At 68.5% G+C, this 21,468-nt stretch carries 25 protein-coding genes and 3 pseudogenes; 14 read left to right on the forward strand and 14 right to left on the reverse strand.

Annotated elements, in window-relative coordinates; all coding sequences use genetic code 11:
• Together ADK57_RS49375 and ADK57_RS33150 are read left to right on the forward strand one after the other, a co-directional pair.
• Positions 1 to 90 (forward strand): annotated as a pseudogene (locus tag ADK57_RS49375) (IS5/IS1182 family transposase); the annotation flags it as partial.
• 225 nt (positions 91 to 315) lie between these two features.
• Positions 316 to 1,071 carry a class I SAM-dependent methyltransferase gene (locus ADK57_RS33150; protein WP_053753353.1) on the forward strand — a complete coding sequence of 252 codons (756 nt, stop codon included), beginning with the start codon at positions 316 to 318 and terminating at the stop codon, positions 1,069 to 1,071.
• Between the two features lie 74 nt (positions 1,072 to 1,145).
• On the opposite strand, the gene ADK57_RS33155 is transcribed toward ADK57_RS33150, so the two are convergent.
• Complete coding sequence (locus tag ADK57_RS33155; protein WP_053753354.1) at positions 1,146 to 1,469, reverse strand: hypothetical protein; 324 nt, start codon at positions 1,467 to 1,469, stop codon at positions 1,146 to 1,148.
• 327 nt (positions 1,470 to 1,796) lie between these two features.
• Between ADK57_RS33155 and ADK57_RS48065 the strand changes: the two are divergent.
• Positions 1,797 to 2,027, forward strand: a pseudogene (locus ADK57_RS48065) (transposase); the annotation flags it as partial.
• A 19-nt stretch (positions 2,028 to 2,046) separates the two neighbouring features.
• Here the strand turns inward: ADK57_RS48065 and ADK57_RS49380 are convergent.
• Together ADK57_RS49380 and ADK57_RS48070 are read right to left on the reverse strand one after the other, a co-directional pair.
• Positions 2,047 to 2,448, reverse strand: a complete 402-nt coding sequence (locus ADK57_RS49380) for a DUF6193 family natural product biosynthesis protein (RefSeq protein ID WP_107091703.1) — start codon at positions 2,446 to 2,448, stop codon at positions 2,047 to 2,049.
• The gene (locus tag ADK57_RS48070) at positions 2,403 to 3,128 is read right to left on the reverse strand and encodes a hypothetical protein (protein ID WP_234390483.1); all 726 of its coding nucleotides are present in this window, start codon (positions 3,126 to 3,128) and stop codon (positions 2,403 to 2,405) included. Before ADK57_RS48070 ends, ADK57_RS49380 begins: the two co-directional genes overlap by 46 nt.
• Before the next feature lie 384 nt (positions 3,129 to 3,512).
• Between ADK57_RS48070 and ADK57_RS52075 the strand changes: the two genes are divergently transcribed.
• The 4 genes and pseudogenes from ADK57_RS52075 to ADK57_RS33170 all read left to right on the forward strand — a co-directional run bounded on the left by ADK57_RS52075 (position 3,513) and on the right by ADK57_RS33170 (position 5,945).
• Positions 3,513 to 3,776 carry a DUF6192 family protein gene (locus ADK57_RS52075; RefSeq protein WP_267890792.1) on the forward strand — a complete coding sequence of 88 codons (264 nt, stop codon included), beginning with the start codon at positions 3,513 to 3,515 and terminating at the stop codon, positions 3,774 to 3,776.
• Positions 3,715 to 4,026 (forward strand): DUF6192 family protein, encoded by a 312-nt coding sequence (locus ADK57_RS52080; RefSeq protein WP_267890794.1) that lies wholly within the window; start codon positions 3,715 to 3,717, stop codon positions 4,024 to 4,026. Before ADK57_RS52075 ends, ADK57_RS52080 begins: the two co-directional genes overlap by 62 nt.
• A pseudogene (locus tag ADK57_RS33165) lies at positions 3,972 to 4,523 on the forward strand (ATP-binding protein); the annotation flags it as partial. The gene ADK57_RS52080 and the pseudogene ADK57_RS33165, both read left to right, overlap by 55 nt.
• Positions 4,524 to 4,748: 225 nt before the next feature.
• Positions 4,749 to 5,945 (forward strand): MFS transporter, encoded by a 1,197-nt coding sequence (locus tag ADK57_RS33170; RefSeq protein WP_053753356.1) that lies wholly within the window; start codon positions 4,749 to 4,751, stop codon positions 5,943 to 5,945.
• 177 nt (positions 5,946 to 6,122) lie between these two features.
• Here the strand turns inward: ADK57_RS33170 and ADK57_RS33175 are convergent, their stop codons facing one another.
• On the reverse strand, positions 6,123 to 6,386 hold the full coding sequence (locus ADK57_RS33175) for a WD40 repeat domain-containing protein (RefSeq protein ID WP_159050190.1): 264 nt from the start codon (positions 6,384 to 6,386) through the stop codon (positions 6,123 to 6,125).
• 549 nt (positions 6,387 to 6,935) lie between these two features.
• Between ADK57_RS33175 and ADK57_RS33180 the strand changes: the two genes are divergently transcribed.
• Both ADK57_RS33180 and ADK57_RS33185 read left to right on the forward strand, forming a co-directional pair.
• Positions 6,936 to 7,142, forward strand: coding sequence for a DUF6207 family protein (locus ADK57_RS33180; protein ID WP_078973475.1), 207 nt, complete (start codon positions 6,936 to 6,938; stop codon positions 7,140 to 7,142).
• Between the two features lie 307 nt (positions 7,143 to 7,449).
• The gene (locus ADK57_RS33185; RefSeq protein ID WP_234390484.1) at positions 7,450 to 7,812 is read left to right on the forward strand and encodes a hypothetical protein; all 363 of its coding nucleotides are present in this window, start codon (positions 7,450 to 7,452) and stop codon (positions 7,810 to 7,812) included.
• Between the two features lie 197 nt (positions 7,813 to 8,009).
• On the opposite strand, the gene ADK57_RS33190 is transcribed toward ADK57_RS33185, so the two are convergent.
• Positions 8,010 to 8,936 carry a Ku protein gene (locus ADK57_RS33190; RefSeq protein WP_053753359.1) on the reverse strand — a complete coding sequence of 309 codons (927 nt, stop codon included), beginning with the start codon at positions 8,934 to 8,936 and terminating at the stop codon, positions 8,010 to 8,012.
• 401 nt (positions 8,937 to 9,337) lie between these two features.
• Entirely contained in the window at positions 9,338 to 10,030 is a 693-nt protein-coding gene (locus ADK57_RS33195) for a TetR/AcrR family transcriptional regulator (RefSeq protein WP_053753360.1), read from the reverse strand.
• Between the two features lie 53 nt (positions 10,031 to 10,083).
• On the opposite strand from ADK57_RS33195, the gene ADK57_RS33200 reads away from it, so the two are divergent.
• Together ADK57_RS33200 and ADK57_RS52085 are read left to right on the forward strand one after the other, a co-directional pair.
• Positions 10,084 to 11,208, forward strand: a complete 1,125-nt coding sequence (locus ADK57_RS33200) for an FAD-dependent oxidoreductase (RefSeq protein WP_053753361.1) — start codon at positions 10,084 to 10,086, stop codon at positions 11,206 to 11,208.
• A gap of 152 nt (positions 11,209 to 11,360) precedes the next feature.
• Positions 11,361 to 11,483 (forward strand): hypothetical protein, encoded by a 123-nt coding sequence (locus tag ADK57_RS52085; RefSeq protein ID WP_267890793.1) that lies wholly within the window; start codon positions 11,361 to 11,363, stop codon positions 11,481 to 11,483.
• Between the two features lie 95 nt (positions 11,484 to 11,578).
• Here ADK57_RS52085 and ADK57_RS33205 read toward each other — a convergent pair whose 3' ends face one another.
• Entirely contained in the window at positions 11,579 to 11,917 is a 339-nt protein-coding gene (locus ADK57_RS33205; protein ID WP_053753362.1) for a thioredoxin family protein, read from the reverse strand.
• A 559-nt stretch (positions 11,918 to 12,476) separates the two neighbouring features.
• The gene (locus ADK57_RS33210; RefSeq protein ID WP_053753363.1) at positions 12,477 to 13,616 is read right to left on the reverse strand and encodes a PucR family transcriptional regulator; all 1,140 of its coding nucleotides are present in this window, start codon (positions 13,614 to 13,616) and stop codon (positions 12,477 to 12,479) included.
• An 87-nt stretch (positions 13,617 to 13,703) separates the two neighbouring features.
• Between ADK57_RS33210 and ADK57_RS33215 the strand changes: the two genes are divergently transcribed.
• Positions 13,704 to 14,759 (forward strand): ferredoxin reductase, encoded by a 1,056-nt coding sequence (locus ADK57_RS33215; RefSeq protein ID WP_053753364.1) that lies wholly within the window; start codon positions 13,704 to 13,706, stop codon positions 14,757 to 14,759.
• 7 nt (positions 14,760 to 14,766) lie between these two features.
• On the forward strand, positions 14,767 to 15,885 hold the full coding sequence (locus tag ADK57_RS33220) for a fatty acid desaturase family protein (protein WP_053753365.1): 1,119 nt from the start codon (positions 14,767 to 14,769) through the stop codon (positions 15,883 to 15,885).
• 633 nt (positions 15,886 to 16,518) lie between these two features.
• Here the strand turns inward: ADK57_RS33220 and ADK57_RS46590 are convergent.
• Together ADK57_RS46590 and ADK57_RS33230 are read right to left on the reverse strand one after the other, a co-directional pair.
• A complete protein-coding gene (locus ADK57_RS46590) occupies positions 16,519 to 17,154 on the reverse strand; it encodes a DUF2218 domain-containing protein (protein ID WP_063786045.1) in 636 nt (211 codons plus the stop codon).
• A 24-nt stretch (positions 17,155 to 17,178) separates the two neighbouring features.
• Positions 17,179 to 17,802 (reverse strand): class I SAM-dependent methyltransferase, encoded by a 624-nt coding sequence (locus tag ADK57_RS33230; RefSeq protein WP_053753366.1) that lies wholly within the window; start codon positions 17,800 to 17,802, stop codon positions 17,179 to 17,181.
• A 119-nt stretch (positions 17,803 to 17,921) separates the two neighbouring features.
• On the opposite strand from ADK57_RS33230, the gene ADK57_RS33235 reads away from it, so the two are divergent.
• Complete coding sequence (locus ADK57_RS33235) at positions 17,922 to 18,599, forward strand: TetR/AcrR family transcriptional regulator (protein ID WP_063786046.1); 678 nt, start codon at positions 17,922 to 17,924, stop codon at positions 18,597 to 18,599.
• A gap of 78 nt (positions 18,600 to 18,677) precedes the next feature.
• On the opposite strand, the gene ADK57_RS50650 is transcribed toward ADK57_RS33235, so the two are convergent.
• From ADK57_RS50650 to ADK57_RS33250, 4 genes are all read right to left on the reverse strand, one after another.
• Positions 18,678 to 19,244, reverse strand: a complete 567-nt coding sequence (locus ADK57_RS50650) for a hypothetical protein (RefSeq protein WP_063786047.1) — start codon at positions 19,242 to 19,244, stop codon at positions 18,678 to 18,680.
• On the reverse strand, positions 19,184 to 20,035 hold the full coding sequence (locus tag ADK57_RS50655) for a cytochrome b N-terminal domain-containing protein (RefSeq protein WP_324612234.1): 852 nt from the start codon (positions 20,033 to 20,035) through the stop codon (positions 19,184 to 19,186). The genes ADK57_RS50650 and ADK57_RS50655 overlap by 61 nt, the downstream gene beginning before the upstream one ends.
• Before the next feature lie 174 nt (positions 20,036 to 20,209).
• A complete protein-coding gene (locus tag ADK57_RS33245) occupies positions 20,210 to 20,722 on the reverse strand; it encodes a hypothetical protein (RefSeq protein WP_159050191.1) in 513 nt (170 codons plus the stop codon).
• A gap of 96 nt (positions 20,723 to 20,818) precedes the next feature.
• Positions 20,819 to 21,373 carry a class I SAM-dependent methyltransferase gene (locus ADK57_RS33250; protein ID WP_324612232.1) on the reverse strand — a complete coding sequence of 185 codons (555 nt, stop codon included), beginning with the start codon at positions 21,371 to 21,373 and terminating at the stop codon, positions 20,819 to 20,821.
• Positions 21,374 to 21,468 lie beyond the last annotated feature (95 nt).

Below are 21,468 nucleotides of genomic sequence, written 5' to 3' on the forward strand. Positions count from 1 at the left end.
TGCTGGCGGATCTTCCGACGAGCTCGGTGCAGCCCGAATCGAATGACGTCAATCGCAGCAGCGGTCCTCGCTCTGGAGCGGCAACGCTGAAAGACCTCAATGAGCACATTCACCTTGCCACCGCAACCCCGCGAGTGACACTACTTCTCACGAACGACTTCCCAGCTAACCAGCCGGTGACATCCACTCAGACGGACAACTGACAACCCACAAACACCGTCAGAGCCATCCTTGCGAAAACCATTGGTGCCCGGCTTGCTCCGCTGATGGACTGACGTCCTGCCGTGAGTCTGCCGCGCGACGGAGGTAGTGGTTGTGACAGGCTATGACGTGCTTGCCGAGGTGTACGAATGGCTCATCTCGGATGCAAAGTTGCCTCCAGCCGAGTTCGCTGCGTCGTTCGACGACGTCCTCAATCTCCTGCCGTCGAACGCTCACGTCCTCGACTGTTCGTGCGGAACCGGACAGTTGGCGGTTGGCCTCGCCGGTCGTGGCATGCAGGTTGTCGCAACTGACGCCAGCGAGGCGATGGTTCGTCGGACTGCAGAGTTGTCTGAGGAGTTCGGGGCATCCGTCCGGGCCGTACGGGCGAACTGGGAAGAGTTGCCCGACCATTTCCAGGACAACACGTTCGACATGGTGTTCTGCGTTGGCAACTCGCTTCACCATGCCGCGGGCGCGACAGGCAGGGGTGCTGCTCTGGGGTCGATGTCACGGCTTCTGCGCCCCGGCGGGCGCTTGGTACTCACATCCCGCACTTGGGAACTCGTGAGGGCCAGAGGTTCCCGGCTGGAGATCAGTGACCGACTCGTCCGCCGGAACGGTCGCGATGCCCTCGTGGTCTACCGCTGGGAGATTGCGCCGCATTGGGAGGAGGAGCACCACATCGAGATTGCGATCGCGCAAGTTGATGCGACCGGATTGGTTCTTGTCCGCTCGGAACTGCTGTCCTGCTGGCCCTACCGGTACGAGGAACTCGAAGTCGAGCTGCACCGGGTCGGACTCCAAGCGGAACTGAGCACGTTCGATCTTGAGGCCGAGAACTACATGGTGGTCGCGAGCAAGGTATAAACACCGGACTCTCAGTCCCTGGCCGGACCGCGCGGTTGCTCGCAGGACGCTTGCGCCCTCTCATCGGTGCGGGTTCAAGTGGTCAACGCAACGCCTCGGACGAGGAGTGCTCGTCGATCAGACGGCGGTAGATCCGGGGTGACGGTGTGGCGCTGTTTCCTGGTCGCGTCCAGATCAATGAGCAGGATCTCGTCGATCAGCAGCGTGAACGGATCCAGCTTCGACGGCCGCGCCGAAGCGGTTGTCGTGCGTGGCTGCGGCCAAGCCGAGGTCAGGGTCTTGTTGACCGTGCTCCAGGTGACGCCGTACTTGCACTGCAACGCCCGGTTCGACATGCCATCGCGGGAGTCGCGCCGCAGCGCGGCGTACAACTCGACCTTCGACTGGCCAGGCGGCATCGGGGGTGCTGCTTTACTGAGCACATCCAGCTTGACACCGCAACCCCGATGGTGACGTCAGAATTCGCGAACATCTTTCTGGGCCATCACCTGGTGCCGTCAGCTTTCACGAACAACTGACGTCACCAACTACCGACAGAACCAGACCGCCAGCCACACACCTGAGTACGGCTACTCACATGGAGTGGCCATCAAGCCGGACTTCACCATGCGGCCGTCACAAAGGTCGCGGCAGGAGCAGTGTCTGACGGGGCCACCTGGTCCGTGCTTCCGACGCCGGGACACACGCCTGGGCGCACGCCCCCTGTCCGGCGATATCACCTGGTCATGGCCGAATGCCGTGCGCATCCGAGTGATCTGACCGATGCCCGCTGGGAGTTGACCGAGCCGGTGCTGCCGGCGTGGCGGGCCGAGCGGCACCGGTATGCGCTGAACATCGGCCGCCCGCCGGAACACCACCTGCGCGAGATCATGAACGCGATCTTGTACGTGGACCGCACCGGGGTGCAGTGGCGCTACCTGCCGCACGGCTTCCCACCCTTTCTGTGGAATCGGATTCGCCAAGTCCCAAGTGCTGTCAGCGAAGCGGATCGAGGACGTCGGGTGTTGCGTCCACGGCGGGACCGCAACCTGCGGGAAGGTGTGCGACAACCAATGCGACGGCTTCGTCGGCGGTGTCGGCTTCACCGACCTCTTCCCGTCCCGAACCTCGTGGTTCATGCAGCCTCAGCACGCGAAATCGTTCACCGATGAGGGGGAAGATCGAGGGGAGGTCGCCGGACCAGGGAAAGCGGGTGCATCGGCTGAACTGCAGCGATCCGTGGCTGACCAGCGGGAACAATCTTCGCAGAGCAGGGGCGGCGTAAGCCGCCTCGACGAGGGGCTTGTCTATGAGGTTCTCGTGCATCTCTCGCACCAGCTGCCACTTGGCGTCTACTGGATCGTCAGATGCCGTCTGGGGCGTGTCGCTGTCGTCCATGCGCGGACATTAGCGGACTCCGATGGGCTGGTTCCGGCACCTACCCCGTCGATGTCACCTCGGCGATCGGCGGCAGGGCTGCGGTGGCCGGGATCCCGAGCCGGCGTGGTGTCGGCCCCGCGGGAGCAGGGACACCGGTGAGCCGTTCCAGGAGTTGGCCGAGGCCGGCCTGGCCGCCGTCGACGGCGGCTCGTTCGTCGTCGGCGAGAGGGGATGCTGGCGAGCATCTTCTGCAGGTTCTCCTTCGCCTCCAGCAGCCGGCCCCTGCTGGAGTCCTTCGGGGCGTAGAAGTCGCAGCGTGCGCAGGCCATGCGGTGCCGGCACTGTTCGAGGAAGGTGTAGGTGCACCAGCCGCGGCCGAGGCCGAAGTACTGCCACGGTTCGCCGTTGGCGGCGGCGCCAGAGGCGACCGCGCCGCGGCCGACGAGGACCTCGATGGTGCGGACGTCGCGGGCGAAGCAGCCGGCGTCGTTGCAGGCCCTGGCCAAGGTGTCCGGAGTGAGCCTCGCGTAGTGAGTCGTCGCGTCAGGCGTCCGGTGACCGAGCCATTCCTGCAGCTCGAACAGCGTCATCGGCTCCTTGGCGTTGTAGAGCCGGCTGGCGATCGTGGAGCGGGCCCGGCAGCTGGTGACGTTGCCCCGGACCTCCGCGGTGGGGACGCCGGACCTGCGGCAGAGCATCGGGATGATCGCCGTGTTGATGTAGTGCTTGGCGACCCGGCGGGCTCGGTGGGCGAAGAAGTCGGCGCACTCGTCGGTTGCGCCCGAGCATCGGCGGCTGGGCGGACCTGACGGCCTGCCACGCCTCGATGACCTGGCCGAGCAGCGGGTCGACGGGCTTGGTGAACGAGGTTCCAGTCCTGTGGGTGGGCACGTCCGGCAGGCAGACAGCGTCGCGGGCAAGGACCTCGCCGGAATCGCCGGGGATGGGCAGGCTGTCGTGCTGCCAGCGGATGCAGCCCACCCACAGTCGAGAGCGTTACACCGCCAACCGGTGGCCGGAAAGGCGCCGCCAGGAGGCCGTGTCGTTCACCGTTCACCGTTCACCGCATCCTCGCGTCGGCCGTGGACGAGGACGAGCGGTGGGCGGCGATCGAGGACGCACCGTTCAACCCGCGCACCGGGGCGAGGCAATGGACGCCGGACGGTGCGAAGCGGGTTGTCGGCCAGCGGGTCGACCGGCCGGTCACGGTGGACGAGAAGGTCCAGGCCGTGGCCGACCTGAACCAGGGACGACGAGGTCGCCGCCCAGGTCGCCACCGACCTGCTGAAGCGGCCGGCGGTCACCGAACACGTCACCCCAGCCGAAAAGGTCCGGGGCGTCGCTGAGCTGACCAGGAACGACACCGTCGCGCAGAAGGTCACTAGCAGACTGCTGCACCGCCCGGACGCCGCCCGGAAGACAATGCGGGACGACACCGCCCGGACGCTCGTCAACCGCGCCCAGTTCGACAACTCCCACGAGACACGGGACCGGATCCGGGAGCGCACCCCGGCCGTCCGCGCGACCGAGCACACCATTAAAAGTCTCTGCGGCAATGCGATTTCGACGCCCACCCGAACATCGACCCAGCCGTGATACACACCCTCGCATCTTGCGAATGGGTGGAGAAGGGACTTCCACTCTGCCTCATAGGAGATTCCGGAACAGGGAAGTCCCACCTGCTGATCGCGCTCACAACCGAGGCAGCGATGGCCGACTACCGGGTGAAGTACGTCCTGGCCACCAAGCTGGTCAACGAGCTGGTCGAAGCCGCCGCCGAGAAGCAGCTGACCAAGACGATCGCCCGCTACGGACACGTCGATCTCCTCGCGATCGACGAGCTGGGATACATGGAACTCGACAAACACGGCGCCGAGTTGCTGTTTCAGGTTCTAACCGAACGGGAGGAATAGAACAGCGTCGCCATCGCCTCCAACGAAAGTTTTGGAGGGTGGACCAAAACGTTTACCGATCCCCGGCTCTGCGCGGCCATCGTCGACCGTCTCACCTTCGGCGGGAGCATCATCGAGACCGGCACCGACTCCTTCCGCCGCGCCCAGACCCGAGCCAGGGCCGAACAGGCCGCAGGCTGACGATCACAACGGACCCTTCCCCTGTTCGTTTCTGCGCGCCGTTCCTCTACGCTCAAGGAGGTCATCAACTGCCACATGACATCTGCCCGGTGACGGAGTCAGCGTGGGGTGCGCGTCCCCGCTCCACGCCACCACTGGACGGCTTCAGGCGCAGCCACGGGTCGGCACATCCGGACGCCGACGACCCCGTTGGCGCGTCCCGCCGGGCGGCGAAAGGGAAGCGCCGTGCCTTCGGCTTCGGCGAACTACCGCACCCTGCTGCGCACTTCGGGTGCCGCGGCCTTCTTCCTTCCCGCCGCTGTCGGGCGTCTGGGCATCGCCATGACGGGCATCGGCATCGTCTGGCTGGTGCACACACGCACCGGGTCGTATGCCGCCGCGGGCCTCGTCACCGGCGGATTCGCTGTCGCGGACGCCGTCGCCGGGCCCCAAATCGGGCGCCTTGTCGACCGGTTCGGGCAGACGCGGGTGCTTCCCTGCGCGCTGTGCGCACATGCCGGGGCCGTGGCGCTGCTGCTCGCCGGCGCCGTTCCGGACCTCGTCGCCGGAGTGCTCGTCGGGGCAACACTGCCCCAGCTCACCGCCCTGTCCGCCGCTCGCTGGGCCGCCCTGCTGTCCGGCGAACGGGCTGCCGCGCTGCCCACCGCCTTCGCCCTGGAGGCCCTCGCCAACGGCGTGTCCTACCTGGCCGGGCCGGCCCTGGTGAGCGTCCTCGGTGCGGCGGGCCGCCCGGGCACCGGGGTGCTGCTCGCCGCCGTGCTCGTCGTCGGCGGCGGGCTCGCCCTCGCCACCCAGCGCCGCACCACGCCACCCCTCACCGGCCGCGCCGAACGCCGGCACGCCGGACGCGCCCTGCTCCGCTCCGCATTCCTGCGGCAGGTCGCGCTCGGCCTCACGCTCGGGGTGTTCTTCGGCGCGATGCAGGTGTCCGTCACCGCATACGCCGTCGGACGCGGCACCCCGGACGCGGCAGCGCCGCTCTACTTCGCCTCCAACTGCACCAATCTGGTGGGTGGCTGGGCCTACGGAGCATGGCGTCACGGCAGCTCACCCCGGCGCCACCAGGCCGCAGCCGCAGCCGGCCTCACCCTCGCGAGCCTCCCGCTGACCATCCTCGACAAGCCCCTCGCGATCGGCGCCACCCTCGCCCTGACCGGACTCGCTGTCCCGGTCCTGCTGATCCTCACCTCCGTCCTCACCCAGTCTTCGGTCCCGCACGCCGTCCTCACCCAGGCGTTCACCTGGGGCAACTCCGCAAGCGCCGCAGGATCAGCAGCCGCCGCGGCGGTCGCGGGACGGGTGGTCGACGCGGGCGGTGCACACTGCGGCTTCGGCGTGGCGGCGGGGGCCGCGGTGGCGATGACGGTCCTGGCGCTCGGCGGTCTGCGGGACTCATCAGCAGCCGAGGACGAACGGCCTTGACCCTGGCCGGAGGACGGCCGCTATCAGGACACCGAGGAAGGAGCCGAGCCCCCGCAAACGGTGTCAAAACTCACTGACATTCTCCGCCTCACGGAACAGGAACCGCTGCCAGGACCCATCGAGATGCGGTGTTCTGTCTCGTCGACGAAGCCAGCCGCCGGTGAGCGCCGCCGAGCATCATGTCAGCGGCCGCTCACCCCTTGCCGTAGGCAGGGTTCGGATGCGTAGATGACCGTCGATGCCGCCCGTGGCGAAGAGTCTGCTGTCCGGTGAGAACGCAGATGCCGTGACGTAGCCGCTGTGGCCGATTTGTGGACCGGTCAGCTCAGTCCAGGTAGTCGTTTCCCAGATGTCGAAGCTGAAGTCCGGTTCTTCCGGATCGCTAGAGACCCGGTCGCCGCTGACGGCTACGAGGATGCGCCCGTCCAGGGAGAACGCCATCTCCGTAACCATGGCACTGAGCATTCGAGAGGCTCATGGATCATCTGGCGTGTACGTATGTCCCAGAGCTGGATGTCGTCGCTGCCGGTGGCGAGCACATCGCCTTTCGGTGTGAGGGCCAGGGCGGTGACGTCCGATTCGTGGCCGCGCAGGGGTGCGTCGATCCGTGTCTGCTCTTGTGCCTCCCAGAGCTGGGCAACGCCACCATCCGTAGTGACCCCCACCGGTCACCCAGAACAGGACCACCCGATGACCACCACCACTCCCGCTCCCCCGATCGCGGAACCGGACCCCTCCGCCCTGACCTGCCCCGGCGGCCGGGTCGGCCCCTGCTCCGGATGCCAGCGTCAGACCCACACATACGGCAGCGGTGGCAGCCCCCTGTGCCAGTGGTGCATGACTCCGCTCTGGAGAAGTGGGGCCCGGACGTGCGGTTCGTCAGCACGCACTCCTAGGCCAGCCCGCGGCAACCATGCCCGTCGCGGACTCGGTCGGGTGAAGCTGCCGGCACAGCAGAACTCCCGGGGGCGCCGGCGCGTAATGCCGTGTATGAAGCCGATCAACGAAGCACATGTGGCAGTACCGGGGCTGGCCGTGGTGGAGGTCGCCGACGACGACGCATCCGCGTTCGCGGTGCAGGAGCTGCTCGCCGCACGGTGGGCCATCGCGCCGGCGGACCGTACGACCCGGGAACCCGGCGAGCCCGGCGTGCGACTGCGCTGCTTCCTGGACATGCGCCAGGAGCCCGACACGTAACCTCCACGGGCGTGCGCCTTGTGGCCGGCCAGGTCGCCGCGATGGACAGCGCGCCCCCGGTCCGCCATGCTGCCTTGGCGATCATGCGCCAGCGTCGGCTGCATTGTGTGAGGGGTGGGTGTTGGTGGAGCAATTGCAGGTCGAGGCTATGCCGCCGCAGCGCATGCGGTACCGGTGTACGCGTCTCCAACGCGTACTGCCTGTTCTGCCCCTCCTTGTCGTCGTCGTGGGCACGAGGGTCTTCGAATGGATGGCCTGGAGGCTCACCGGGTCTGAGATGGCCGAGTCATTGGGTACGTGGGGCGCCATGCTGCTCGTGCTGTTGATCCTCGGGCAGTACTTCGGCGTCACTCTCACGGAGTCGACGGCCGTCGTGCACAGCCTCCGCCTCCGGACCATCCAGTGGTCGAACGTCCAGGCCATCCGTGTCGAACGCTTTCGGGGCGCCCAAATCGTTGTGATCTACGAAGCGGGTGGCCGTCGTACGCGCCTGCGGGCACCGATCACCGGGTTTCTCTGCCGGGATCACGAGTTCGGGGAGAAGTTCCGCGCCATCGACAGGTGGTGGCTGGACCATCGCGGCCCGGATTGGACGCCTGTCCTGCTTCCGGGGGCGCAGTGGGGCGGCCCACCGGTTCCTGACGGGAACCCTTTTACCTCTCCCACGTAGTCGGCTGCCGGTCCACGCACCGTCGGGCAGCGGATGCTCCTGGGTGCCCTGGGGCGGATCCGGTGCTTTCGCCGTCGTAGCAGGCGGTCATTGCGCAGAGGGCCGAGGCGGCGATGCCGGGCCGCCAGCACTGCCGGGCATACACGGTGGGGAGAACATGATCGGCTCCTGGTGCAGAGGACGACGGAACGCCGCTTTCATGCGCTGCGTGGTCGGCGTCCCGACGCCTTCTTGGCGGTCTTCTTCACGGCGGGCTTCTTGGCCGGCTGCTTCTTCGCGGCCGTCTTCTTCTTCGTGGTCTTCTTCGCCGGCAGGTCGTGCACTTCGGCTTCCGCGCCCTCACCGCGGGAGGCCCTGGCCTGCTGCACGGACTCCGTCAGGGCGGCCATGAGGTCCAAAACCTTGCCCGGCTCCCCGGGCTCCGGCGCCTCGGGCAGCTCACGGTCCTCCCGCTTCGCCTCGATGATCTTCGCCATGGCGTCGGTGTAGGCGTCCTGGAACTGCGGCCCGTCGAGATCCTCACGGCTCATGCTCTCCATCAGGGCGAGCGCGCCCTCGATCTCGTCCTCCGTCAGCTCCACGGGCGGCGGCAGGAGCTCGGACGGGTCGCGGATCTCGTCCGGCCACCGCATCGCGTGCAGCACGATCACGTCCTCGCGCACGCGCAGCAAGCCCAGTCTCTCCCTGCCGCTCCAGGCGTACTTCGCGACCGCGACCTTGGACGAGCGTCCGAGGGCCTGGACAAGCAGCTTGTACGGCTTGGCCGCGACCTGCCCGTCCGGCTGGAGGTAGTAGCCCTCACCGATCTGGATCGGGTCGATGGATTCCAGCGGCACGAACGCCTCGATCTCGATCGCCTTCGCCGTCGGCAGCGGCAGTTCCCTCAGCTCGTCATCGCTGATGGCGACGATCTGGTCCTTCGACCACTCGTAGCCTTTACCGATCTCCGACTGGGCAACCTCGCGGTCCTCCAGCTCGCACACCTTCCGCACCCGCACCCGCCCCATGTCCTCCAGGTGGTACTGGTGGAACTGGATGCTGTGGTCCTCCGTCGCCGACTGAACGCGAATCGGCACCGTGACCAGGCCGAAGCTGATGGCGCCGGACCAGATCGTTCGGGGCATGGCAGACCTCCCGCAGCAGCCCCGAGCATCCTCAGCCTAAGACTCGAGTACTCCCCCGGCCTCCTGCGGCAGCCGTCCTGGGGAACCGACGTTCGCACCGGGTCCGCGGACCGCGTCCGCAGAACCGTGATCTCGGGGCAAGCAAACACGGCCAGGCCCAGGCCGCGGAGATCGCCCGCCTCCGCCGCCAACTGCGAGACAGCCGACACGAGCAACAACGACTCCAGGACGAAGTCGACGCCGGCGCCACGGTGATCGCGGCCCTGATCGCCGAGAACACGGCCCTCCGCGAGCAACTCGTGAAAGGTCAGCCGTGCTGGTCCCGCTCGATCGCGGGCACGCAGTGCGAGAATGACCACCGGCATCATGCCCACGACTGACGCTCGGGCAAGAGCAAAGCGTCACGCCTGCGGCCGGGTGAGTTTGACGGCCACAGCGTCGAGGACCCAGTCCAGGCCGGTCGCGAAGGATGCCTCGGCGTCCACGTCCGTGCCTTCGTACACCGCCTTGGCCAGGGCCGGGAAGCGGCCGGTGGCCAGTATTCTCGTCACATGCGGGCCGTGGGCGCGCTGCCAGTCGTGCTTGGACAGGCCCGTGGCGTGCTCGGCCCGCAGGTTCGCGATCTCGCGCCTGATCGCGCCAATGAAGTAGGCGCTGACAGTCTCCACGGCGCGCATGACAGTGTCGACGTCGGCGAGGCCGTCGAAGGCGGCCAGCGTGGCCTCGGTCACGGCGAGGCCGTTCGGACCCAGGGTCGGGCGACCGCCGAGCAGGTCGGCCAGCCATTCGTGACGGAGAGCGGCCTGTCTGGTGCGATGGGCGAGGATGCGCAGCGCCTCCCGCCAGTCACCGAGGTGTTCCTCGGGGAGGATCTCGGCCTGGACCTCGTCCACCATGAGGTCGAACAGCTCCTCCTTGGTGGAGATGTATCTGTACAGCCGCATCGGGCCGGCGTCCAGGCGGGCCGCGACCTTGCGCACCGACACCGCCTCCAGTCCGCCCTCGTCGGCCAGTGCGATGGCGGCGGCGACAATCCGCTCCCGGTCGAGCGGCGCGGGGCGAGTCGGCGGTTCCGGCCGGTCCCAGACAGTCATGCTCACACCGTACCGTTGCGATGCACCGTATAGGAGCAATACAGTGTATCGACATGAGACACCGCATCGCAGTGGTCGGGAGCGGTCCTGCCGGCCTTACCTTCGCCCGCGTCCTGCACCGCCATGACCACCCCGTCACCGTCCTCGAACGCGATCCTTCCCCCGACGCCCGCCCCCCGGGCGGCACGCTGGACCTGCACGAAGGGCTGGGTCAGCTCGCGCTGGACAAGGCGGGGCTGCGGCCGGAGTTCCAGGCGCTGTCTCGTCCCGAGGGGCAGGCCATGCGCATCCTGGACACGGACGGGACCGTCCTGCGCGACTGGCGACCCCGTCCGGATGACCGGGCCAATCCCGAGATCGACCGCGGGCAACTCCGTGACCTGCTGCTCGGCCCTCTCGACGTCCAGTGGGGTCGGGGCGTGACGCAGGTGGTGCCGGGGCCCCGGGATGGCGTACTGGTCCATTTCGCGGACGGGCGACAGGAGACGTTCGACCTCGTGGTCGGCGCGGACGGCGCCTGGTCCCGGGTCCGCCCTGCAGTCTCGCCGGTGGCGCCGCACTACACCGGCGTCACCCTGGTCGAGACCTCCCTGGACGACGTTGACACCCGCCACCCTGACCTCGCCCGGTTGATCGGCGACGGTTCCGTGGCTGTGTACGGCGTGAACCGAAGCCTCGTCGCCCAGCGCAACAGCGGCGGCCACGTCAAGGTGTACACCAAATTCCGCGCGCCGCTGGACTGGCACACGAACCTGGACCTGGACGACGTCGAGGCCGCGCGATCGAGCCTGCTGGCTCTGTTCGGCGGCTGGGCCGCTCCCGTCCTCGACCTCCTCCGCCACGGCACCGCTTTCGTCCGCCGCCCCCTCTACGTCCTGCCCGAGTCCCACACCTGGACCCACGTCCCCGGGGTGACGCTACTGGGCGACGCCGCCCACCTGATGCCCCCGCTTGGGGCGGGCGCGAACCTCGCGATGCTGGAAGGCGCCGAACTCGCCGAGTCCATCGCCGCCGCCCCCGGTCCTGGAGATCTGGACGAGGCCATCCGCGCCTTCGAGGAACAGATGTGGGCACGGGCCAGCAGGTGGGCGAAGATCACGACGGCCGGTCTGGAACGCCTTGTGAGCCCAGACCCCGCCGAAGCCCTCGCCCTCTTCGACCAAGTCCAGCCATCCTGACTGCCAAGCGCGAGAGCACAGCACCAACAGCTCGCCATGGCTTCACGGGACGGTACGGCACCGCCGCAGTCCCTTCCGGCAAGACCACCGCTGGACCGTCTCATGAGACACGTCAAAGTCTGGAGAAGGATGGGTGGCGGACCCTGGTCTCGGTGGACGCCGGGCAGGTGGTGCTGCGCTCACGGCAGGGCACGGGCCTGGTCGCGTCGTTCCCGGAGATCGAGGCCGGGAGCGGCCGGTTGCCGGATGCGACGGCGTTGGACGGAGTCATGTGACCTGTGGGGGTGTCTCAGCCCCAAGGTGTCTCAGGCGGCGCAGCTCCCATAAACGAGACGTGACGGACGTCGCGGCCACGTGCCGCAGCAGCCGCTCAGAGGTGGCCGTCCAGGAACGTCCGTACCTCAGCGATGGTCATAAGCCCCGTGCCGTGCGCCACCGCCTCTCCCTCCTTCAGCAGGACGTAGGACGGGGCTCCCGTGATCCCGTATCGCTCGGTTGCGGCCGGACAACGCGTGATGTCGGTGCGGACGGCCGTCAGGCGGCCCGTGTAGTCGTCGGCGATGCCACCCACGACGAGGTCCATCACCCGGCAGGGCTCGATTGCCTTGGGCCATGTCCCGGTGAAGTAGGCGAGGACCGGAACTCGGCTCATCCCGAGGATGAAATTGAACTCCGCGTCCTCACGGGGTCGGTGAACCCGCTTCGTCATGGAAGCTCCTGACCTCACGTTCCGTCATTCCATCCCCATCATCCCTCGCGCGGTGTGCCAGGCCGGCCCGGTCGGTCGTCCGGTTGACCTGTCGGAAGGGAGGCACGGGGCCGTCGCAGAACCACGGTGGTCCCCGGCGCGAGCGGCCCGGCCCTCGCCTCTGGTGATCCGGCCTGGACGCCCCGCGGTCACCCAGTTGCAGCCCGCCGCGCGCCCGTGGGTCAGCTCCTTTCAGGACAGCGCCCTCCACGACGACATGAAAGCCGTTTTCCAGGGCATAGTTGCCCAGATCACCGACTCGATGCTCGATGGGCGCGTCGACGAGCGGGCCGGTGCGCATCGTCCACCGGATCCAGTCGAGCCGTATCCGCCACCGCGCTTCTCGGAGGCAGCGCCCCGACGGGCTTCCCGAGCCCTTGTCTGGTCTTCACATCAACCCGCGGTCTCAGCCGGCTCATACCGCTCTTCGCCGGGCCGCATGAGCCAGCTGATGGCACCGAGGACGAGGCACGATTCCTGGACCGCTCGCGGACGCGGTCGTGGTTGGTCGAAGTACGCGTCAGCTGACCCGAAGACCGACCGCCAGCGTCAGTTCAAGGACCCGGTGCGGCGATGCGAGATCCGGAAACAGCTCCCGCAGCTGCCCCATCCGGTACCGGACTGTCTGGGGATGGACGAACAACGCCGCCGCCACCTCGTCCCGCCTGCCCTGGTGCAGCAGCCACTCCCGCAACGTCTCCTCCAGCCGCCGTGCGGTCGCGACAGGCAAGGTCCGCAACGGTGCGAGGGCTCGGGCACGCAGGTCTGCGAACGCGTCCGCGTCGGCGCTCAGCACCAGCTCGGGCAGGTGGTCCTCGGTGTCGCGAATATCAGAGGAGAGCAAGCGCGCGCGTACGGCTCGTGCGTACGAGGCGGACGCACGAGTCCATGGCCGGGCCGGGCCGACCACAGCGGTGCGGTCGGTCAGCTGCCGCAAGAGATGTGATCGGTCGGCATCGGGGACGAGCAGCACACCGGTGGCGTCCGGCAGATCGTCGAGGACGAGGGTGCTCGGGTCGAGTGCGCGGTAGGCAGGCCGGGCCTGGGCGGCGGGCAGCAGGACCGCGGTCAGCGAAACCGGAGGCTGCCACCCGGCCCGTTGAACAGAGGCCAGCAGCACGTCCGGGCTCGCACCGGCGAGGAGGTCGCGGGCCAGGTGTTCCAGGTGGCGCTCGTGGTCCCTGCCCCGGGCGGCCAGTTCGTCGGCGTGGCCCGCGGCGCTCGCGGCGGAGAGCTCGTCGATGTAGGCGAAGGTCAGCTCGGCGAACTTGGCGACCTCGGCGGCGGGCAGACCTGCGGGTACGGCACCCGCTGCCAGGCATCGCCAGGCCACGCGGGCGCCGACGCGGTAGGCGCTGAGCAGGGCGTCCATCGAACGGCCGTCGCGCACCTCGCCGCGGCCCAGCTCGTAGGCTGCGTCACCGGCGTCGCCGCCTGTGGCGTTCCCGCTCGCGAGGTCCAGGTAGTGCCCCAGGGCGGTGCGGACGGCTCGGCGGATGGTGGCGCCCATGTGGCCCGAAAGGGCGTTGGCGTAGGGAGGGACCTCGTCGATGATCGCCTGGACGACCTCGTCGGCGGTGGTCTTCAGCGCGGCCCGCAGTGCGGTGACCGTCGTCTCGTCCAGGGCCAGTTCGCTGGCCCTCTGGATTGCATGGCTCATGTCTTTGTTCCCTGCGAACAATTCAGCCGACCAGATTTACGTCCTGCGGTCAGGACTTTACGCCTTGAGGCGCAGCAAGCTGGAGTCATGACGAGTACAGCCCTCCGCAGCAGGGCGTGGAAACTTCTGGAGATGGTCACGACGCCGCTGCTGCCGTCGGACTACCTCGACCTGGTCAGCCCGCTGCGTGCGGGCGCTGACCTGCGTGGGCGCATCGAGGCCGTGCACCCCGAGACGGGTGACGCCGCGACCATCGTGATCAGGCCGGGACGGGGCTGGCGCGGCCACACAGCCGGTCAGTACGTGCGGATCGGGGTCGACGTCGACGGGGTGCGCCTGTGGCGTGCCTACTCCCTCACCTCGCCGACGAACCGCCAGGACGGCCGCGTCACGATCACCGTGAAGGCGATCCCGGACGGCAGGGTCAGCAACCACCTGGTCCGCAGGGCGAAACCGGGCACGCTGATCCAGCTCGACCAGGCGACCGGTGACTTCGTGCTGCCGCAGGCCAAGCCCGCCAAGGTGCTCTACCTGACGGCCGGCAGCGGCATCACGCCCGTGATGGGCATGCTGCGCGACACCGAGTTCGACGACGTCGTCATGGTCCACTGCGCGCCACAGCCGCAAGACGTGATCTTCCGCAACGAACTGCACGACCTGGTCGCGGACAAGAAGCTGCGGCTCACCGAGGTGCACACCGACACAGACGGCATGCTCGACATCGCCCGTCTCGACGAACTCGTGCCCGACTGGGCCGAGCGCGAGACCTGGGCTTGCGGGCCCGCGGGCCTGCTCGACGCCTCCGAAAAGCACTGGAGCGAGCACGGCGTCCAAGAGCGCCTGCACACCGAACGCTTCCGCCCCAGCATCGTCGTCGCCGGCGACGGCGGCGAGGTCACGTTCAGCGACACCGGCAAGACCGTCGACGCTGACGGCTCCACACCGTTGCTGGACATCGGCGAGGAAGCCGGCGTGCTCATGCCCTCCGGGTGCCGCATGGGCATCTGCTTCGGCTGCGTCACGCCGCTCAAGGCGGGCGCCGTCCGCGACCTGCGCACCGGCGAGATCACCGAGGCCGAGCCGGGCGTCCTCATCCAGACCTGCGTGTCCGCCGCGGCGGGCCCCTGCGACATCGAACGGTAGGAGCACCTTGACCGCCATCGACCCCACCGCCCACCTGACCGCGGAGCAGATCGAGGAGCTTGGCCGCGAGCTGGACGCCATCCGCGACGAGGTGATCGCCGGCCGCGGCGAGAAAGACGCCGCCTACATCCGCAAGGTCATCTCGGCACAGCGCAAGCTCGAGCTGGTCAGCAGGGGCGTGCTGCTGTTCTCGATCTTCCCGCCCGCGTGGCTGATCGGCACCGCCGGGCTGTCCGTGGCGAAGATCATGGACAACATGGAGATCGGCCACAACATCCTGCACGGCCAGTGGGACTGGATGCGGGACCCGAAGATCCACTCCACCACCTGGGAGTGGGATCACGTCTCGCCGGCCGACCAGTGGAAGCACTCGCACAACGAGCTGCACCACACGTACACCAACGTGATCGGCAAGGACAACGACCTCGGCTACGGCATCATGCGCGTCGACGAGGACCAGAAGTGGCACCCGTTCCACCTCGGCCAGCCGTTGTGGAACTTCATCAACGCCTGCTTCTTCGAGTACGGCATCGCCGCCTACGACCTGGAGCTCGGCAAGAACCTGCACAAGCGCCGCCGCAACAACCCGGAGTTCCGCGCGCGGGCCAAGGCCGTGGGCCGCAAGATCCGCAAGCAGGTGCTCAAGGACTACGTGATCCACCCGCTGCTGTCGGGTCCGTCGTTCCTCCCCACGCTCGCCGCCACGTTCACCGCGAACCTGGTCCGCAACATCTGGTCCCACTCGGTGATCATGTGCGGGCACTTCCCCGAGGGCGTACAGGTCTTCGAGCGCCGCTCGATCAAGGGCGAGACGCGCGGCCAGTGGTACCTGCGCCAGATGATGGGCTCGGCGAACATCAGCGGCAGCAGGGCCATGCACTTCATGACCGGCAACCTCTCGCACCAGATCGAGCACCACCTGTTCCCGGACCTGCCGAGCAACCGGTACGCCGAGGTCGCGGTGAAGGTGCGCGCGCTGTTCGAAAAGTACGAGCTGGAGTACGTCACCGGGCCGCTGCCCAAGCAGGTGTTCTCCGCGTGGCACAAGGTCTTCCGGCTCTCGCTGCCGAACAAGAAGCCCAAGGCCAAAACGCCGGACCGCGAGCAGGAACTCGTCGCCGCCTGATTCCCGGCATCGGTTCAGATCTCCCGGCCGAACCCGGCGGCACCGCCGGGTTCGGTGAGATCCGTCGCGGACGGCGGGCGACCGCGGCATCAGAGCGTACGACACGGGTGACTACTCCGTGCTCCCCGTGTACGGGGTGTCGGTAAGACTCGTGCAGCCAGGTACACGCGATTGAGTTCGCCCAGTTCAGCGGTGGCCCTACTGATCGGTGGGGAGATGGCTGACGGCGTCTTCGAGGTCGGCGTGGGTAGGCAGGGTGTACCGGCGGGTGGTGTCGAGGCAGGTGTGGCCGAGCAGTTCGGCGACGACGGCGATGTCGACGCCCGCGGGATGCGCGCTACTGCATCGACCCCACCGGCGGGCTCCACCGCAGCACTGACGGCGGGACCACGTGGAAGAAGTCGGCCGCGGTGCCGGGTGGCCGCAGGCCCTGTCGGCTGTCGGCTGTCGGCTGTCGGCTGTCGGCTGTCGGCTGTCGGCTGTCGGCTGTCGGCTGTCGGCACGGAGCATGTCCTGGCCGGCCACGCAGACCGGGGTGTACGAGCCGAAGGACGGCGGAACCACCTTCACCAAGCGCCTCGACGTGAAGTCCAGCGGCGGCCACTGAGCCGACACCCGCCTGCGTCGCGGCCTTTAGCGGCCCTTCGAGGCCCGGCCGCGGCGCAGGGCGAACCCGCCCACAAGGGCCACCTTGACCAGGACGACGGCCAGGACGCCGACGGCGGCCCAGCCTGTCCATTGCCAGTTCGCCAGGAGGGCACTTCCCAGCCCCAGGTGTACGGCGAGGGCGAGAGCGACGGCTGCCGCAAGGCCCGTCACCTTGAGGTGCACGCGGCGTGGTGCGCCTTCTTCTCCGGGTGCCGCGGCCATGGCGACAACTGCTTCGGAGGAAACCGTGGCTTCCGACAGTTGCCAGCTCACTCGCAGCCCATCACGGCGTCCGAACCGCTCGACGTGTCCGCCGGCCAGGTCCTGAAGCCGACTCAGGTTCTCCTCGTCGGCGGCTTCGACCCGCAGCGTGAGCACTCCCGGGGCTGCCCGCAGGCTGATCCGGCCCCAGGGAAGGCTGACGCTTCCTTCGGTGTCGGACCATTCGACCTGTGCCTGTTCCGCCACGGCCCGCATGGCACTGAGCGACTGTATGTCGCTGTCTCCGTGGGCGCGGGGTCGATGGCCGAGGTGGCGGCCCTTGTTGGAGAAGTGCTTGCAGAGCTGGACGAGGTACCGGCTGGGGCGTTCGGTCGCGATGTGGGTTTCGGCGGTCGGCATGGCGTGTCCTTTGCGGCGGGTGGGTCAGATGCGGGTGAGCGTCACCAGCCAGGCCCGGATGCCATCCGGGTCGGTGGTGATGTGGATCGTGGACGGTTCGATGGAGTCGACCCGCCATCCGTCGGCGAACGCGGCTTCGATCTCTGCCCGCGTCAGCTTGTGCACCACTGCGTATTCGCCCGGCTGCCGGTCGCTGAAGCCGAGCATGAAGTAACGGCCGCCCGGAGGCACGACCGACCGCAGGGCCTCGACGTAGGTGGTGCGGTCCTCGCCGCTGAAGATGTGGAAGAGCCCGCAGTCGAGCACGATGTCGAACGTTTCGCCGAGCTCGGCCAGCCGCCGGGCGTCGTACCGGAGGAACCGCACGGTACGCCCACGGACTTGTGCCTTGTCTTCGGCGGCGCGCAGGGCGTTGGCGGCGAGGTCCACGCCGGTCGCGTCGAGTCCGAGTCCGGCCGCCATGACCGCGTGCTCACCGGTCCCGCAGCCGACGTCCAGGACCCGGCCTCGGACGGCGCCCGCTGTGGCGAGGGCCTCGAACACCGGCTGGGGTCGGCCGATGTCCCAGGGCGGCCGGGTGCGGTACAGGTCCTCGGGCTCGATCGAGGCGGGGCCGCCCGAATGAGGGTGGCGGGTCGAGCCGGTCATGATCTGCCCTCCCGTGGGAATGAGCGTCCGCGCTCTTGCTTGCAGTGCCAGCTTTATCGAGACACTCTGTCACTGTCAATTCATGTTGTCCCGAAGGTGTCGGACCGTATGATGAGGCCGTGCCGAAGCTGTGGACCGAGACGATCGACGCGCACCGTGCCGCCGTACGCGCCGCGGTTCTGGACACCACGGCGGCGCTGGTCGCCGAGCACGGGCTGACCTCCGTGACGATGTCGCGGATCGCCAAGGACTCCGGGATCGGGCGCGCGACGCTGTACAAGTACTTTCCGGACGTGGAGTCGATCCTGCTCGCCTGGCACGAACGTCAGATCGGCCACCACCTCGACCACCTGGCCGAGATCCGGGACCAGGCCCAGGGCACCGGTGAGCGGCTCGAAGCTGTGCTGCGGGCGTTCGCCCTCATCTCCCACGAGTCCCGCCGACACCACGACGGTGACCGCGCGGCCTTCCTGCACGGGGATCAGCAGATCACTCGGGCGCATGGGCGACTTCACGGCATGGTCGAGGAACTGCTGGCGGAAGGCGTCCGGAGCGGCGACGTCCGGGACGACATCGCGCCCGGTGAACTCGCCAGCTACTGCTTGCACGCCCTGACCGCGGCCGGCGACGTGCCGTCCCATGCTGCGGTCCACCGACTCGTCACGGTCGCCCTGGCCGGTGTACGACCCGAGCCCGCGGCTTCCTCGAACTACCACCCGAGCACCGGCAGCCCCGCGCACGCCCCCCACCACCACGACAGGCACTCCCCCCATGGCCGGCGTCCGGCCGGTTCCTGAGCGAGCCGTCGCTGTCGCCGTGAGGCACGGGGCGGGCGCGTCCGCGTCGCCGCCCTGGTCGCTCCACGACGCCTGAGGTCAGTGGTGGTGACCCTCGTCGGCGTGCCCGGCGTCCTCGACCTCGGCTGGGGCTTGTCCGGTGCGCGAGGCTCGGAAGCCGTTGCCTCGCTGCCCTTCTCCTCGCCCGAGGGTGCTGCTGTATCGGGCGGACGCCAAGGGGTGCGCGGCCACCGTGGAGGGCGGGGCCGACCGACCGGCAGGGCCAGTCCGCGCCGCCTGGACGGCGGATACGACCAGCACCAGGGCGCTGGTCAGGACCAGCAGCCCCGCACCGGGTCCTGGGGCGGCACACAGCCCCTCGTACAGGGCTGCCGACGCGCAGACAGCCGTAATGGAAAGGGCCCAGAACCCAGCGGTGCGCGCCGTTGGGCGGTGGTGCTCATCAGTGACCCTTGGGGTGGCGATCCAGACCTCGATGGTGATCGCGGCGAGCGCCAGCAGCAGCACGGCGGCCGCGCCGAGGGCGATCTTGCGCTCGCGCCACCTGCGTTTCGGGCTGCGGTCCAGGAACGGCACGAGGAAGATCAGTCCGAAGACGCCCGCGATGACCCATGCGATGGATGCGACCCCGAACCATTCCTCCATCGGGAAGAACCACCGGAACATCCACAGCGGACGGGTGATCTCGATCCCTTCGACCGGCGTTGGTCCGACCACGGGCGGCACCAGCACGCCGAGCAGCGACAGCACCCCGAGCAGGACGAGTCCGAATGCGGCCACGCGCCTGAGGTGGGCGGTGAACGGCTCGGCCGACTCGACGGCCGGCACCTGGATCTTGGGATGCGAGGAATCCTGTGCCGCTTGATCAGCAGGGCGTGCCACACGAAGAGCAGCACAATCAGGCCGGGGACGATCACCACGTGGGCGTTGAACAGACGCAGCAGGATGGAGATCCGGTCGGTCAGCTTGTCCGTGAACCAGATGCCGGCCCCGCCGAGCAGTTCGGCCACGTCCAGGTTGTGGATCCGGGCCTCGTACCCCTCCTGGTCCCACTTCAGGACGGTGCCGGTGAAGACCGCCAGGAACGTCAGCAGGAACATCGCCGCACCGACGACCCAGTTGCCCTCACGGGGCTTCTTGTACGAGGCGTGGAAGAACACGCGCAGGAGGTGGAGCAGCGCCAGGACGAACATGGCCTGCGCCGCCCAGAAGTGCAGGGCGCGGGCGAAGCTGCCCAGCCATACGTCGGTCACCAGGTCACGTACGGACTGGTTCGCGTCCTCCGGGATCGGTGCGTAGAACTGCGTGATGTAGATCCCGGTGACCAGGAGGATCACGAACGCCACCGCTGTGATGCCGCCCAGGCTCCACGCCAGGTTGTTCGCGTGCTCGGGCACCGGATAGGTCAGCGCCTTGATGCCCATGCGTTCATCGATCGCGTCGACGGCGCGATGGAACGGCCCGCGATCAGTTCCTCCCGCCCTGGCCGGGGGCGCCGGAGTCGGTGAGGGACTCGGCGGTCATCGTTTCCTGCCCTCTCCGGCTTCTTGCGCGGCGGCGCGGCGCTCGAGTTCCCGGATGCTGTGGCGGGGGCGCAGTCGCACCGACAGTCACAGGCCGACCGCGATGGCGACGAGGGCCAGCGCGAACAGGGCGGCGTCGCCGGAATCGGCGATGCCGCATGCCGGCCGGAACTCGTCCAGCACCACGCTCGTCCCGGTCTCGGTACCCGTGACGAGCTTCCCCGCCTCCGGAGCGGACGGCAGCTTGCCGTCCAGCGAACGCAGCAGGACCCCTCGGGCCTCCTGGAGGGAGGCCCCTTCAGGACCCGGGCGCTCGACGACGCCGCGGGCCTGATCGACGAGCTTCAGATCGACGCCGTCCTTGTGCGGTGCCATCAGGGCGTCTTCGATGCGCTCGGCCGCCTTCTCCTTACCGGCGTCGTTGGCGATCAGCGCGATGGCCCGCTCGACGAGCACCGCCGACTCGACGCTCTCCCCGTCATGCGCCTCGGCCTCATCCGCAAGGAGCAGCAGGGCGAGGGTCGCGACCGGAAGGGTCGTAGGAGTTCGGGCAGCGGCGCGTACCAGCGCCCATGGGGTGCCGGGTGGCTCCTTGCTCATGGCGATGGCCTTCCACGGGCGGTGAGGACGCTGCGCCTCTTTGAGGCTCTCGGCGGTGACCACCGGCTCGTCGACCTCCCTCCGTGGACAGCGTGATCACGATGTGCCCAGGGGTTCGCGCTGAGCTGTGCCCAGGATGTGTGTGGCGGCGGGCGAGGGCAGTCGGGTGTCGGGGAAGGAGAACTTCTCCGTCTCGGTGAGGCGGAACCCGGCCGCGGCGATCGCGGCCCGGGTGTCGCGGCCGACGTGGCAGCCGCCCATCAGCAGGGGCCAGACGGTTGCGTCCAGGGCCCGCTGTACGCGGCGCATCGCGGGCGAGTCGGCGCGTACGTGTTCGAAGAAGCGGAGTTGTCCGCCCGGCCGCAGCACCCGGTGAAGTTCGGCGAGCGCAGCATGTGGGTCGGCGACCGAGCACAGGGTCAGGCAGGCGACGGCCGCGTCGAACGAGGCGTCATCGGCAGGTAGTTGCTCGGCCCGTCCGTCCACCACCTGAACGGGGACGGCTGCGGAGCGGACACTCTGGACGGCCAACTCACGCAGGTGAGGCTCGGGTTCCACCGCAAGGAGTCGGGTCACCGTGCCGGGGTAGTGGGGGAAGTTCAGTCCGTTGCCCGCGCCGATCTCGATGACCTGGCCGGACAGGCCCGCCACGAGGCGCTAGCTGTTCCGTGACGCCCGCCTTCGCCAGGGCTGGACCGGCGACCTTGCTGTAAAAGCGCGCGAAGACCGGGCGCGAGGGGATGGGT

This window comes from Streptomyces sp. MMG1533 (assembly GCF_001279775.1).
GTDB lineage: Bacteria > Actinomycetota > Actinomycetes > Streptomycetales > Streptomycetaceae > Streptomyces.

Bases quoted from the DNA above. Each gene is read 5' to 3' on its own strand.
- ADK57_RS33155 (WP_053753354.1), bottom strand. From the start codon at position 1,469: ATGCCGCCTGGCCAGTCGAAGGTCGAGTTGTACGCCGCGCTGCGGCGC.
- ADK57_RS49380 (WP_107091703.1), bottom strand. From the start codon at position 2,448: ATGGACGACAGCGACACGCCCCAGACGGCATCTGACGATCCAGTAGAC.
- ADK57_RS48070 (WP_234390483.1), bottom strand. From the start codon at position 3,128: ATGCTCTGCCGCAGGTCCGGCGTCCCCACCGCGGAGGTCCGGGGCAAC.
- ADK57_RS33175 (WP_159050190.1), bottom strand. From the start codon at position 6,386: ATGGCGTTCTCCCTGGACGGGCGCATCCTCGTAGCCGTCAGCGGCGAC.
- ADK57_RS33180 (WP_078973475.1), top strand. From the start codon at position 6,936: ATGAAGCCGATCAACGAAGCACATGTGGCAGTACCGGGGCTGGCCGTG.
- ADK57_RS33185 (WP_234390484.1), top strand. From the start codon at position 7,450: ATGCTGCTCGTGCTGTTGATCCTCGGGCAGTACTTCGGCGTCACTCTC.
- ADK57_RS33190 (WP_053753359.1), bottom strand. From the start codon at position 8,936: ATGCCCCGAACGATCTGGTCCGGCGCCATCAGCTTCGGCCTGGTCACG.
- ADK57_RS33195 (WP_053753360.1), bottom strand. From the start codon at position 10,030: ATGACTGTCTGGGACCGGCCGGAACCGCCGACTCGCCCCGCGCCGCTC.
- ADK57_RS33200 (WP_053753361.1), top strand. From the start codon at position 10,084: ATGAGACACCGCATCGCAGTGGTCGGGAGCGGTCCTGCCGGCCTTACC.
- ADK57_RS33205 (WP_053753362.1), bottom strand. From the start codon at position 11,917: ATGACGAAGCGGGTTCACCGACCCCGTGAGGACGCGGAGTTCAATTTC.
- ADK57_RS33210 (WP_053753363.1), bottom strand. From the start codon at position 13,616: ATGAGCCATGCAATCCAGAGGGCCAGCGAACTGGCCCTGGACGAGACG.
- ADK57_RS33215 (WP_053753364.1), top strand. From the start codon at position 13,704: ATGACGAGTACAGCCCTCCGCAGCAGGGCGTGGAAACTTCTGGAGATG.
- ADK57_RS46590 (WP_063786045.1), bottom strand. From the start codon at position 17,154: ATGCCGACCGCCGAAACCCACATCGCGACCGAACGCCCCAGCCGGTAC.
- ADK57_RS33230 (WP_053753366.1), bottom strand. From the start codon at position 17,802: ATGACCGGCTCGACCCGCCACCCTCATTCGGGCGGCCCCGCCTCGATC.
- ADK57_RS50650 (WP_063786047.1), bottom strand. From the start codon at position 19,244: ATGGAGGAATGGTTCGGGGTCGCATCCATCGCATGGGTCATCGCGGGC.
- ADK57_RS33245 (WP_159050191.1), bottom strand. From the start codon at position 20,722: ATGAGCAAGGAGCCACCCGGCACCCCATGGGCGCTGGTACGCGCCGCT.